Genomic DNA, 12,052 nt, shown 5'->3' with positions numbered 1-12,052 from the left:
TGAGTCGTTACCGCTCAACGGAATTCGTCCAGCAACCAGCCACCGGCAGGTGCACGCACGACGGTGGCGACGACCGTGGCCGGGGGTAGCGATTCCCGCCTGCCGTCCGGATAGACGACCGTCTGCTCGATGCCGATCTTGTACTGCTGCCGGTTCGGGTCGGCGCCGGTGGGAGCCTTCTCACCGGAGGCGAACACGAACGCCTCGACGTGAGCGCCCGTCTTGGCCCAGTCGGCCCAGCGCAGTGACGGTCTCGGGGTTTCCACGCCGGTGGACGGGTTGTCCAGTGTACGGATCAGGCTGGGGCCCAGCCATTTCCGGGCCCGGCGCAGCGCGTCACCCTCGGACTCGGTGGCCGGGTACCAGGTGTAGATCTGCTCCAGCGCGGTCACCGCGACACCGTCGGGCGTGGTCGGGTCGGGGGCGGGGGCATCCTCCAGCAACCGCGTGGTGGACGTGGGCGGTTGCCCGGCAGACGGATTCGATCCGCCGCCGGTCGAGCTGCCGCCGCCGCATGCGGTGGCCAGCACTGCGACGCTCACTACCAGCATCACCACCCCAATCGCGGGACGCATGCCTGCGCTCGCACCGTGCACACCCGTGCTCGCGCTCACCGGCCCGCGCCGGCGGCGCAGCACCGGACCACCCTTCCAGGTTAGTCGCTGAGCGCTATACCCGGTCCATACCAGCGGGTTTCCCGAGTCGGCGTGTTCGTACTCGCGGCAGCGGCTCATGTGCCGCGCTTGGCGTCGTGGAGGGTTTCCACCAGCGTGCGGTTCATTTCGGCGGCGGCCGCGAGCTGCTGTTGCAGCAGAGCCACTTTGCGGCGCAGCGCGATCGCATCCATGCGTTCCAGGCCGGGGCTCTCGGCGGCGCGCACCCAGTTGCGCACCGAATTGGTGTGCACGCCGATCTGTTCGGCGACCACCCGGCAGGCCTCGGATTCCGAGCGCAGTTTGCCGGTGAGGGCGATGACCTGCTCGACGGCGGCCTGCCGGACCTCCGGCGACACTCTTCGATACGACCGGTGCGGCATCATGCGGCGCTCCCCTCGTCCGAGCCGCGGCTCGCGGTGGTCTCGGTGAATTCGCTGAAACGCTGGTTGGTGTCGTGGATTCCGCTCTCCCGTTCCGAGAGCGTGAACTCCATGTGGAACGGGATGCCGGGCCGGCGGTCCTCGCCGATCTTGAGCAGGAACTTACCGGTGCCGGGCGCGGGCGGGCGCTGCTGGCCCGGTTTGAGTGCCTCACCGGTGAGCGCCTGCGGCGCGGACCAGCTGGTCACCATCTCCTCCTCGGCGGCGGTGAACGGCACGGTGGAATCCAGGCGCGCGATCTCCTCGGCCGGGAGCGCGCCGAAGATCTTGGCGCGGGCGCGTTCCAGGAAGCCGAGGGCCTTGGCGATGGCCGCCTCGGAGCCCAGGGCCTGCAGGTCCTTGATGGTGTGGCTGATCATGATGAGCGAGGTGGCGATGCCGCGCTGCAGACGGGTGAGCTCGTCGACGCGGTCGACCATGAAGTCGCCCAGGCCCAGCACCTGCCACAGCTCGTCCATCACCACCTGGAAGTAGCGCTGCGGGCCCAGATCCGCGTCGGCCAGCACGTGCGCGGCCTCGACGGAGGCGAAACCGTCGGCCCAGCAGGCCAGCATGACGGCGGCCTTGAGTTTCTTGTCGCCGTTCGGGATGTGGGAGACGTCGATGCAGACGGCGGTGGCGGTGGTGTCGATGGGAGTGGTGGTGTGGCCGTTGAAGACCGCGCCGAACGGGCCCTGGGTGAGTGCGCGCAAGGAGCGGCGCAGACCCTTGATGGCCTCCTGGTATTCGTCCGGATTGTCCGCGCCCGCATCGAGTTGCAGTTCGTCGCCGCCCGCCACGACCACATCGAGCAGATCCTCGATGATCGGCGGGTGGTCCGGGGTGAAGACGCTGCCCTCGCGATAGAGGATGCGCAGCGCGGTGGAGATGAGGGTCTCCTCGAAGTCGCGCACGCGCGCGCCGCGCACCAGCTCCACCAGACCGGCCACCAAAGTGACCTGGCGGGCGCGCATCTCCTGTATGACCTGGGTCTGCAGTTCCGGGAACTCGCCCAGCATCGGCACGATCGAGCCCAGCACACCGGCGGCGAGCGGATTGAGCTTGCCGTGGCCGTAACCCAGGTCGATGACCTGACCGCCGACCAGTTCCACCAGCTTGCGGTAGTCGGGCTTGACGTCGGCCAGGATCAGCGGGGTGATGCCCTGCGCGACACCGCCCAGCACGATGCGGCGCACCAGCGAGGATTTGCCGAAACCATTGAGGCCCAGCACGAACAGGCTGGGCGCGGTGATGAAGCTGCCGCGCATGAACCAGTTCATCGGGTCGAAGCAGACCGGAGCGCCGGTGTGCAGGTGTGAACCCAGCGGGGTGCCGATGAGCGGCGCACCCGCGCCGACCGACCACGGCCACAGGCCCGCGACCTGCGCGGTGGTGGCGCGGTACTCGACCGGGCGGCCGACCACGTTCATCCGCCCGCCGCCCGCGCCGATGTAGCCGCGATCGGTGAGTTGTGCTGTGGTGCGGTCGAATTCGTCGAAGCTGCCGTACTCCATGCGCTCGGCGCGCGCCGCGAAGTTGCGCCGCCGCAGATCGTCGGTGTGCAGGCGGAAGGTGGCCCAGGCCGCCCTGATGCCATTGCCCTCGCGCGCGGTGACCTCGAGCTTGGCCCGCATGGTGTCGTCGAGCAGCTTGGGACCGGACTGCTTCTTCTTGGCCGCGGCCTTGCGCGCGGCGGCGCGCCTGGCGGCCGCGTCGCGCTCCGCCTGGTCGGCGACCTTGTCCCGCTTGTCCCTACGGGCGCCGCGGCCACGCTCCTCGGTGCCGGTCCGCTCGGGCCGCCCGTCGCGCGCGGGCCGGTTGCGCACCGGCCGCTCCCCTGCCTCGCCCTCCGGCCGCGCGGCACGGGTCCGGCCGGGGGCGCCGGCCCGTCCGCCCAGATGCACCCGATCCGCGTCCGTGGACCGCCCGCGGCCCTCGGAGCCATTGCCGCGCCGGGCATCCCGCTCCGGGTCGGCACGGCGCTCACGCCCGCCTTCGGCTACACGCCGTTCGCGCCCGGATTCACCGTCACTGCGCCGCTCTCGTCCGGGTTCGCCCTCGGCGCGCGGTCGTTCGCGGCGCCGTTCGCCGGGCTCCCCGCGGCGTACCGCATCCGCCTCGGATGTGGTCTCGCGACTCCGCTTGCGCTCCATGCGATCCCCCTCGGTCCGCTCCGGCCCGCGCGCCCGTGACCGAGCCTCGCCCTCGCGCACACCGCCGGACCGCGCCACCGCACCACTCCGGCCGGATCCCTTGTCCAGCACGCGCTCCGACCGCTCGGTGCCGCCGGGACGCCCGGCCGATCCGGCCGTGGGCTTCCCCAGCACATCGGCCGCGGCCCGCAGTGCATCCCCCGAATCGGCCTCCGCGCGTACCGCCAGCTCTCGCCCGGTCGACACGACCTCGGCGGCGGCGACACCCTGGGCCGTGCCCGATTCGCCTGTGCCACCGGTGGGTTCGAGGGCGGGCATCGCCGGAAGCCGCCGCCGGGCCGCCTTCTTCACCGGCTCCGCGCCGCTGTCCGCTTCGGGAACTTCGATCGGCTCGGCCACCGTCTCGCTGAGCTGCGGTGCAGTGCCGACCTCGACCGGCTCCCGGCTCGTGAACTCCGCGTGCGTCTCGGCCCGCTCGGGCTCGGCCTCGGGCATCGGGACCGACGCCACGCGCTCCTCCACCGGCCGATCGTCGGCCGGTGCTTCCGGCTGCGCCATCGCTTCCGGATCATGCCGGGGCGCAGCGGGATCCGTGATGATCCCCGGCTCGGCGCGCAGCGCTTCACCCTCGTGCGCGCTCACAACCTCGGCCGGCCGATCCTGGTCGGGCGGCTCGATGGGGTCGCGGCGGAGCATGCGGCGGTCCGGGAGGGTGCCGCGCCGGGGCCGGTGCTCGTCGCGCATGACGCGGGAGGACGGGGGCGGGTACGGGTCCGGCTCGTCGTAGCGGTCGACGGGAGCCGGGTCGCGGCGGGAGCCGCGCCGGGTGGGCGGCGCGGCGTCGCGTTCGCGGACCGAGGGGTCGAAGTCACGTGGCATGGGTTACCCCGCAAGCGCTTTCGGAATGGTGGCGTGTTCGGGGAGGATCACCCCGCAGCCGAGCGAGGCCGCGAACGCCGCCGCCTGGTAGCGGTAGCAGCGGCGGATCTTGAGGCGGGCCTGGGTGGACAGGTCGCGGGTGATGGCCTCGATGCGCGGCAGGTCGCCGCGCAGGGGTTCGGTAATGGTGACCAGGGCGCCGAAGCGGGTGACGCCGTGCCCGCGGGCCTGCTCCTCGCGGGCCTGCTGGGTGGCGCCGACGCGCAGGGTGGCGGCGGCGGACACGACGCCGCGCTCGGATTGCTGTGCCACCAGGGCGTTCTTGTAGTCGTCGTCCACGATCTGGGCGGCGTCGCCGGCCGAGTGCGGGCGGTAGACGATGGTGATGCGCTTGCGCGGCACCTCCGGATTCGGCGCGAGCAGCCGCTGCAGCACCCGCTCGTCGACCGCACCCTCGGGCGCGGTGTCCATCTCCCAGGTGACCGAGCGGCCACCGTCGTGAATGAAGTGGTCCCAGCGCTCCTCGTGCGAGACCGGGCCCGCGTCGGCCCAATCCAGGCCGTGCCCACCGGGTTCGCCCGCGGCCACCTCGAGATCGGCCTGGGCGGCCGGGTCGTAGCTGCGGCGGATGAACGAGATGATCTCGTCGGCGGCCATGGGCTGGGCGCGAACGCCGGCCTCCGCCAGGGCCGCACAGATGCCGGGCAGGCGGCGGCCGATCTCGACCGCCTCCTCCGCCGGATTCTTGCGGCGCTCCGCGGTGGTCGCCTTGAAGGTGATGGCGACCCGGGGCAGCAGTTGCACCCGCTCCTGCGGCAGTTCGGTGGCCAGCTCGTACATGACCTGCTGCGCGAGATCGGGGGCCTCGGGCCGGGTGATGGTGGAAACCTCGGTGAGCAAACGGTTTCCGGTCTCGGGCACGGTGTCGATGACCGGCACCACGGCCACGATGTCGGAGGTCTGCCCCAGCGAGGCCAGGAACGTGCCCCACGCGCCCACCCAGCGGTCGATGACCGGCTGGTCGACGGCCTCGTGGCCCTGCGGCCAAGCGCGCAGAACCACTGTGTACTGGGCGAATTGCGGTAGGTGGATCATGCCGAAGCTGTAGCCGCCGGCGTCGATGCCCTCGTAGAGCCGTGACGGGGCCATCAGTCCGGGCAGGCGGGTGACGCCGCCCGGGATCCGGGAGAACCGCCCGCCCCGGTACACGTGCTCGCCCTTGGAACGGCCGCGCAACCAATGGAACATCATCAATCCGTTCTCGTAGCCGGAGCGGCCCCCCGTCCGCCACACCAGTGGAACCATCACGACCGTGCCGATGCCCGCCACCACGGCGGCCGGTTTCGGCCCGGCCGCCAGCGCCGTCAGCAGCGCGGTGATCACGACAGCGAAACCGACCACGGTCTCACCCCAGCGCAGGCCGAAAAGCCCGGCGCTGCGGGGCTTCTGCCACAGTCCGTACGAGCGGCGCTCGTAGGTCTCGGTCATCGTCATCGCGGGATGGTGCTCCTGCCGAGGTCGGGTGAACGGTTGGCCCAGCGGTCACCGGCCAGGTCGCCCGCGGTGGACTCGGCCTTGCTCAGCGAGGCGGTCGCCGCGCGCGCCTGCGCGACCCGGTTGGCGACGCGGGACGCGCCTGACGGTACTGCGCCGCCACCGCCTTGGGCGGCAGGACTCGCGGCGGGCGCACCGCCGCCACCACCCGCCGGGCGTGGCGAAGGTGTCGGGCGTGGCGCGCCGCCGGGACCGCCGCCCCCGGGACCGGGACGGGGACGCCCGCCGCGACCGGGTCCGACGAATCCGGCGGCGCCGGGTCCGGCGGCACCGCGCGGGGCCACCGCGCGCGAACCGACCGCACCGAGCGCGGCGATGCCGACCAGGGTGCCGGTGGTGGCGGCGAGACCCGAACCGCCGGAACCGACGATGGCCACCGCCGGGGTCACCAGGCGCATGAGCGCCGGCAGCACGAACGCGACCGTGCACAGCAGCACGATGGCGACCAGCATGCGCTGGGCCTCGTCGGCGTCGGGCAGGTTCACGGTGCCGGTCAGGTCGTCGGTATTGCCCGCGGTGGTGAACGCGATCATGTACACGATCGCCGCCACCGGCTTGTAGAGCATGAACGCGATGATCCAGCCCAGCAGCTTCGAGTACGAGGTGCGCCCGATCTGGGTGCCCGACGCGGCCGCGGCCAGCGGCAGCACGCCCGCGGCCACCACCAGCAGACCCTGGCGGACGATGGCGAGCACGATCTGGGCCAGCGCCCCGAGCAGGCCGACGATCGCGATGATCAGCACCAGACCCGGCGAGAACGCCTGCAGCTTCGAGGTTTTCACCATCAGCTCGGCGATGTTCTTGGCATTGCCGCCGGTGGAGTCGTTGATGATCCACTCGGAGAACTTGTCCGAGGCCTGGGTGGCGGCCACGATCACCGCACCCAGCATCCAGGAACTGAACACCACGCGCGCGAACATCCAGAACGATTCCGTGGCCTCGCTGACCGCGGCTCCGCGTCTGGCCTGCGCCAGTTTCAGGCCGGAGAGGATCACCGACGCCATCAGTAACAGGATCTGGACCTGATAGGTGTAATCGTTGATCTTCGTGAAGAGCGCGCCCGCGTCACTGACGCGTTCGTTCGGGATCTTCATCCAGAACGTCAACGCCAGGGTCAACGCCTCGCCCAGACCGTTCATCAGCGAGTCCACCACCTTGCCGAAGGTGGAGTCCCACGCCTTGTCGCGCACGGTGGCGGCGGCGTCGGTCGGGTGGGTCGCGACATTGCCCGCCTTGCACGCTGCCGAGGCCGCGTCGCCGAGCGAGATGCCGGGTACGCCCAGCCCGTCGAGGGAGTCGTGTAATTCGTTGCAGGCCTGGTCGAAACCGTACGTCTGGCCGTAGGCCACCGTCGGGGTTGCGATCATGACGGTGAAGACGACCGCAAGGATCGTGACTAGCCGCCTCAGCATGTGGTCCACCTCTCGATGGGTCGCGATGCCATTTCTGTTGTTGTCACCATCGGGTCCATCCCGCAAGCGAATCGACGTATTCGGTTTGCGCGGTCTTGGAAGTCGAAGGTTTGAGCCGCCAGTCGCCGGCGTCCCAGACCATGATCAGGCGCACCGCCGCCCACAGCTGCCGGTTGTCGACCACCGGCCCGCGCGCGGCCAGCCGCACGATGGCCATGTCGTCGGCGTAGTTCTCGATCTGGAAGCCGTCGGGGGCCACCAGATATCGAGTCACCTTCTGGGGCTGCTGTTTCGGCAGCCGTTGATCGGCGAGCGCCTGGTCGTACGCGGTGAGCTGTTCGGCGGGCACCCGCACCTGCCGGACGTAGAGCTCCCGGTCGGCCGGGCGGGCATTGAGCCGGTAGGTGATCTGGGCCGCGGCCAGCGCCGCGCCCTGCGGGGTGTGCGAATAGCCGACGGCCAGCCCGTTTTCCAGGCGCGCCGGACCGTCGGAGGTGGAGAAGGGCACGGACGCGCCGTAGACCCGCTGCCAGCCGTGGGGATCGGTGGTCCCCAGCGGGGCGGCGGTGAGCCAGTCGGCGTCGGTGGCCTTGCGCTGCTTGGACGGATCCTGCGGCAGCGGCTGGCCGGCCGTGTTGTTGGGGACGTCGACCCGGCGGCCGAACAGATCCACCTCGGGCGAGGCGAATCCGGTGGCGCCGGAGTCGGAGGCCGCCGGGACGGTCCCGTCGGGCTTGGCGCTCGGCTTGCTGTCGCCGTGCCCGAAGTAGACCACCAGGCCGGCGATCAGGATGACCGCGACCAGGGCGGCCGAGGCGATGACGCCGAACGAGACGCGGTCACGCTCGGGCGACTCCTTCTCGCTCATCGCATGGCCTCCGAAATGTGTGTGCCAGTGGACAATTCAGCTGCCCGTGCCCGTCAGGTCGGCAGCAGGGCCAGCGCGATCCCGCTGGCCGAGGTCGCCATGATCGCGCCCAGCAGGCTCATCACCACCCCGTGCGTCGCGTCGTTGGCGGCCAGGTCGTCGCGGAAGGCATACCAGAGCCGGCCCGCGGCCAGGATCATCCAGGCCAGGCAGAACAGCAGTACACACCACAGCAGCCAGTCGATGAGCTGCATGATCGGCCGGATCACATCCGGCGGCATCTGCTTGTAGGCCAGCACGGCGTCCATCGCTGGCGCAACCAGCGCGGCGGACATTAGGTGATCACTGCATTCATGATCGTGCCCGCGCTCGTGGCGACGATTCCTCCGATCATGGCCCCTGCCACCATCTTCGGCGACTCCAAACCGCCTCCTGTCCATTTCTCCCAGGCGAACCGGCCACCGGCGTAGGTGATGCCCAGGATTCCCGACAACAGAACGAACCAGGTGAAATACCGAACCAGTTTCAGCAATTTGTCCGACGCGGGCGGTGCCTCGGGGGTCGGATTCCCGACCTGGGCGAGGATCTGGCCGTACGCGTCGTGTACGGCGAGGAGCATGCTCATTGTCTGTCCTTATCCAAAAGCGAACTGCTAGTAACAATCTCGCCTATGCACGGCCCGGCCGTCCAACCGGCGACGACAACTCCTTCTACTGACTGCCCTGCCACCTTCCCTGGGGACCGGGCAGGTCCCCGCAACCGGGAACTTCTTCCCGCACAACACAATCCGTCGGTGTCCATGATCACTCTCCCCGGTCCGGGAACGCGGAGCGGGGGGCGTCGAGCGCGTCCTGCACGGCGGCCACGATGCCGGCGCCGAGCTCCCGCACGTCGGGCGTAATCTCTTCCAGCGGATCGGATTTGCGCTTGCGCTGCTGCGGCACCGGGTCGCCGGGTGACCACACCGGCAGCTCATCGGCCTCGACCAGGGTCCATTCCTCGTGCCACGGCAACTTCCACACCTGACCCGCCAGCGAACCGACCACATCGCGGTAGCGGCGGATCTCGGCGGGCAGCCGGCCCGGCCGCGCTGCCACGGTGATCAGGCCCAGCACCTCACACGAACCGGCCAGCCCGGCGTGATGCTGGCGCAGCAGATCGTGGGCGCGGGTGAGCCCGGCGATGGTCTCGCGCGCCACCAGCACCACGAACGGGGACTCCCGGTCGAACACGCCCGGCCAGCGCCGATACGAATCCGCCGCCGGCGCAAGCACATGCGAGAGCGTCGTCGCGCCCGCGCCCCCGTGCACGCCGAGCAGCCACACCAGGGGCGCTCGGCCATCGCCGGGTACGGGTCGGTCCCAGATCGGTGCGCGGCGGGATTCCGGCGGCGGCACCACACCGGCCGCCAGAGCGGCCTCGGAGGCGGATCGGCGTTCCTTCATGGCTGCGGTCATGATGCCACTCCAGCAAGCAGGCGGCGATACGCGCGGCGTGTCTCTGCGGCCAGGTTGCTGTGCCGCACCAACTCTCCGCGTGCGAGGTGTGCGTCATAGGGTATCTCGACGATCTCACGGACCCAGCCGTCCAGATGCTCCCGCAAATGCTCAGCGACCCGAGAATCACTGCCCGGCAACTGATGTGACACGACAATGGTGGTGTCGCCGACAATGCCGTCACCCTGCCCCTCGCCCTGCCCGCCGAACTGATCGTCGAGCCACTCCAGCGTCACGCGCAAGCGGTTGGCCGCATCCACGCGCGCCGGAATCGACAGCACCAGTGCGATATCGGCGTCCTCGAGCAGCGGGCGCAGATGCCGGCTCGCGATCGGATTGCCGCCGTCGTAAACCGGGGTGTACCCGGTCTCGCCGAGCGCGCGGGCGACGGTCAGGTAGGTGGCGCGCCGGCGCAGCGGGGCGGGATCGCGCCACAGCAGGCCGATGCCGGAGGTGGCGCGCGAGAGACATTCCTTGAGCGGCGCGGCCTCGTCGTCGCCGCGGCCGTAGAGCCAGGCCTGCAGACTGATCGGGCTCAGGTGCTCGTCAGCGCCCCGCAACGCGAGATCGCTGCCCGCGAAAGTGCCGTCCACAGCGACGGTTTCGGCGCCGGCGGCGCTCATCTCCCCCGCGATGCCGAGCGTTGTCGTGGTGGTGCCCGCGCCGCCGCAACCACCCACCACCAGAATCGGGCGCGGCGCGGGACCGGCCTCGCCGGAGTCGCCGCGGCGCTTGCGCAAGCGCATCACCGGAGCCTTGGAACGCGCGGCACGGCCCGTCGATTCGCCCTCTTCGGGTTTCTCGTCGAGCCAGCGGCTCCAGTCCTGATCCATTGTCTCCGCTCTCCTCTTATCCGGCCGGAATGCCCGCGGCGGGTCCATGGTCGCCGATGATCGCGGGGGCCGTCATTTCGTTGTACGCCGCCGTGACGGCGATCGGGCTGGAACGGGGTCCCGCCTCGAGTGTGCCGATGGATTGCGCAGTGCCGCCGTGGGAATTCAGCACATATAGAGCAACTCCACCGGCAATGGCTAGCAAAACAATGGCAACGATCAGGAACGCGACGGCGAAAAACCGCCGCCCCGCGATGCGCCCGCCCGGCACGGCCGCGCGGTCGGCGACCGCGTCGAGCAGCTGCGAGGCCCTGTCGACCGCTCTCGGGGCGCGCTCGCCGGTCGATGCCGCACCGGCTTCGCCACTCCCCGTGGGGAATTCGACGACCGTGCTGCCGCAGTAGCGCAGCGGCGGTGCGTAGGAGGCGCTCTCGCCGGAGTCGGTCATCCAGTCCGCCCAGGCCCCATCGAAGTGGTTGCGCCGCAGCACCGATTCGGGCACCGGCGGAATATCGAGCTCGGGTTCGTCGTGGATGTAGTGCGGGTAGCGGGCCGGGCTCTGCTCGTCGGCGAACGCCGAGTCGGCGTCGGGCCGTTCGGGGGCAGGGGCCTGTACGTCGAGTTCCAGGGCGGGGTACCAGCGCGACACTTTTTTGTACGACTTCAACATTCCCGCTGGGGGCACGTCGCTCGGCATCGTCTGACCCTCTCGGCGGTCGGTCGTGGCTGACGGTGTGTTGTCGTCGGTGATCGTCGGTACTGTGCAGCCCGCCGTCGTCGCGTCGCCACGGGCGTCGCGCACGAAACGGTCCCGATCGGAAATTCTCTCGCATGAACAGGATTCCAACGACTCGACGCGCCGGACGACACTCCGTTCAATCCGCGCGCGCGTGCGAGTAGCAGGGTTCGCGACATCGTGTGAACGCCACGCCGACGGGGCGGTCTTCCCTGTGGACGGAGCAGAATCTACATTAACAAGACCAAGAATTTTGGAGGTTTTGTGAAGACAGCAGACATTGCCGCGGTTGTGACCGGTGGTGCGTCGGGACTCGGACTGGCCACGGTGCGGGAACTGCACGCGGCCGGCGCGAAGGTCGTTATCCTCGATCTTCCCTCGTCCGACGGCAAGGCCATCGCCGAGGAACTCGGTGAGCGCGTGGTGTTCTCGCCCGGTGACGTGACCAGCGAAGCGGATGTGACCGCCGCGCTGGACGCCGCCCAGGAGCTCGGCACGCTGCGAATCGCGGTGAACTGCGCGGGAATCGGCAATGCCATCAAGACGGTCGGCAAGCAGGGCGCGTTCCCGCTGGAGTCCTTCTCCAAGATCATCAACGTTAACCTGATCGGAACGTTCAACGTCATCCGCCTGGCCGCCGAGCGCATCTCGGCGGTCGAGGAGGCCGACGGCGAGCGCGGCGTCATCGTCAACACCGCGTCGGTCGCCGCCTACGACGGCCAGATCGGCCAGGCGGCGTACTCCGCCTCCAAGGGCGGCATCGTGGGCCTGACCCTGCCGGTCGCCCGTGACCTGGCCTCGTACAAGATCCGCGTGATGACCATCGCGCCGGGCCTGTTCCACACCCCGCTGTTCGCGACCCTGCCGCAGCAGGCCATCGACGCCCTCGGCGCGCAGGTGCCGCATCCGTCGCGCCTGGGCGACCCGGCCGAATACGCGGCGCTGGTCCGCCACATCGTGGAGAACCCGATGCTCAACGGTGAGGTCATCCGCCTCGACGGCGCGATCCGCATGGCCCCGCGGTAATCAGCAGGGCCACGCGGTGG

Annotated in this window: 12 protein-coding genes; 1 reads left to right on the top strand and 11 read right to left on the bottom strand. The window is 70.1% G+C overall.

Features of this window, described 5'->3' with window-relative positions:
• Positions 1–14: 14 nt before the first annotated feature.
• The 11 genes from ACFXKA_RS22105 to ACFXKA_RS22055 form a co-directional block, all read right to left on the bottom strand.
• A complete protein-coding gene (locus tag ACFXKA_RS22105; protein ID WP_379428683.1) occupies positions 15–575 on the bottom strand; it encodes a hypothetical protein in 561 nt (186 codons plus the stop codon).
• A 155-nt stretch (positions 576–730) separates the two neighbouring features.
• A complete protein-coding gene (locus tag ACFXKA_RS22100) occupies positions 731–1,039 on the bottom strand; it encodes a transposase (RefSeq protein ID WP_379395031.1) in 309 nt (102 codons plus the stop codon).
• Positions 1,036–4,107 carry a hypothetical protein gene (locus ACFXKA_RS22095; RefSeq protein WP_379428682.1) on the bottom strand — a complete coding sequence of 1,024 codons (3,072 nt, stop codon included), beginning with the start codon at positions 4,105–4,107 and terminating at the stop codon, positions 1,036–1,038. Before ACFXKA_RS22095 ends, ACFXKA_RS22100 begins: the two co-directional genes overlap by 4 nt.
• Before the next feature lie 3 nt (positions 4,108–4,110).
• Positions 4,111–5,601: an SCO6880 family protein gene (locus ACFXKA_RS22090; RefSeq protein WP_354837270.1), complete on the bottom strand. Its 1,491-nt coding sequence runs from the start codon at positions 5,599–5,601 to the stop codon at positions 4,111–4,113.
• Entirely contained in the window at positions 5,598–7,073 is a 1,476-nt protein-coding gene (locus tag ACFXKA_RS22085) for a hypothetical protein (protein WP_354837268.1), read from the bottom strand. The genes ACFXKA_RS22090 and ACFXKA_RS22085 overlap by 4 nt, the downstream gene beginning before the upstream one ends.
• Before the next feature lie 43 nt (positions 7,074–7,116).
• Positions 7,117–7,941 (bottom strand): hypothetical protein, encoded by an 825-nt coding sequence (locus ACFXKA_RS22080; RefSeq protein WP_354837266.1) that lies wholly within the window; start codon positions 7,939–7,941, stop codon positions 7,117–7,119.
• A 53-nt stretch (positions 7,942–7,994) separates the two neighbouring features.
• Positions 7,995–8,276: a hypothetical protein gene (locus ACFXKA_RS22075; protein WP_354837264.1), complete on the bottom strand. Its 282-nt coding sequence runs from the start codon at positions 8,274–8,276 to the stop codon at positions 7,995–7,997.
• Positions 8,276–8,566 carry a hypothetical protein gene (locus tag ACFXKA_RS22070; protein WP_213556317.1) on the bottom strand — a complete coding sequence of 97 codons (291 nt, stop codon included), beginning with the start codon at positions 8,564–8,566 and terminating at the stop codon, positions 8,276–8,278. The genes ACFXKA_RS22075 and ACFXKA_RS22070 overlap by 1 nt, the downstream gene beginning before the upstream one ends.
• A 178-nt stretch (positions 8,567–8,744) precedes the next feature.
• The gene (locus tag ACFXKA_RS22065) at positions 8,745–9,398 is read right to left on the bottom strand and encodes a hypothetical protein (protein ID WP_379428681.1); all 654 of its coding nucleotides are present in this window, start codon (positions 9,396–9,398) and stop codon (positions 8,745–8,747) included.
• Positions 9,395–10,270 carry a MinD/ParA family protein gene (locus tag ACFXKA_RS22060; RefSeq protein WP_379428680.1) on the bottom strand — a complete coding sequence of 292 codons (876 nt, stop codon included), beginning with the start codon at positions 10,268–10,270 and terminating at the stop codon, positions 9,395–9,397. The genes ACFXKA_RS22065 and ACFXKA_RS22060 overlap by 4 nt, the downstream gene beginning before the upstream one ends.
• Positions 10,271–10,286: 16 nt before the next feature.
• Positions 10,287–10,919, bottom strand: coding sequence for a hypothetical protein (locus ACFXKA_RS22055; protein WP_379428679.1), 633 nt, complete (start codon positions 10,917–10,919; stop codon positions 10,287–10,289).
• Positions 10,920–11,270: 351 nt separating this feature from the next.
• On the opposite strand from ACFXKA_RS22055, the gene ACFXKA_RS22050 reads away from it, so the two are divergent.
• The gene (locus ACFXKA_RS22050; protein ID WP_354837256.1) at positions 11,271–12,032 is read left to right on the top strand and encodes a 3-hydroxyacyl-CoA dehydrogenase; all 762 of its coding nucleotides are present in this window, start codon (positions 11,271–11,273) and stop codon (positions 12,030–12,032) included.
• Positions 12,033–12,052 lie beyond the last annotated feature (20 nt).

Source organism: Nocardia sp. NPDC059228 (assembly GCF_042754245.1).
Classification (GTDB): Bacteria; Actinomycetota; Actinomycetes; order Mycobacteriales; family Mycobacteriaceae; genus Nocardia.
This window is presented reverse-complemented; position numbering and strand designations above follow the sequence as displayed.

What these genes read in the sequence shown, in the direction of transcription:
- ACFXKA_RS22060 (WP_379428680.1), bottom strand. Translation starts at nt 10,270, where the DNA reads ATGGATCAGGACTGGAGCCGCTGGCTCGACGAGAAACCCGAAGAGGGC.
- ACFXKA_RS22085 (WP_354837268.1), bottom strand. Translation starts at nt 7,073, where the DNA reads ATGCTGAGGCGGCTAGTCACGATCCTTGCGGTCGTCTTCACCGTCATG.
- ACFXKA_RS22100 (WP_379395031.1), bottom strand. Translation starts at nt 1,039, where the DNA reads ATGATGCCGCACCGGTCGTATCGAAGAGTGTCGCCGGAGGTCCGGCAG.
- ACFXKA_RS22105 (WP_379428683.1), bottom strand. Translation starts at nt 575, where the DNA reads ATGCGTCCCGCGATTGGGGTGGTGATGCTGGTAGTGAGCGTCGCAGTG.
- ACFXKA_RS22065 (WP_379428681.1), bottom strand. Translation starts at nt 9,398, where the DNA reads ATGACCGCAGCCATGAAGGAACGCCGATCCGCCTCCGAGGCCGCTCTG.
- ACFXKA_RS22070 (WP_213556317.1), bottom strand. Translation starts at nt 8,566, where the DNA reads ATGAGCATGCTCCTCGCCGTACACGACGCGTACGGCCAGATCCTCGCC.
- ACFXKA_RS22095 (WP_379428682.1), bottom strand. Translation starts at nt 4,107, where the DNA reads ATGCCACGTGACTTCGACCCCTCGGTCCGCGAACGCGACGCCGCGCCG.
- ACFXKA_RS22090 (WP_354837270.1), bottom strand. Translation starts at nt 5,601, where the DNA reads ATGACGATGACCGAGACCTACGAGCGCCGCTCGTACGGACTGTGGCAG.
- ACFXKA_RS22075 (WP_354837264.1), bottom strand. Translation starts at nt 8,276, where the DNA reads ATGTCCGCCGCGCTGGTTGCGCCAGCGATGGACGCCGTGCTGGCCTAC.
- ACFXKA_RS22080 (WP_354837266.1), bottom strand. Translation starts at nt 7,941, where the DNA reads ATGAGCGAGAAGGAGTCGCCCGAGCGTGACCGCGTCTCGTTCGGCGTC.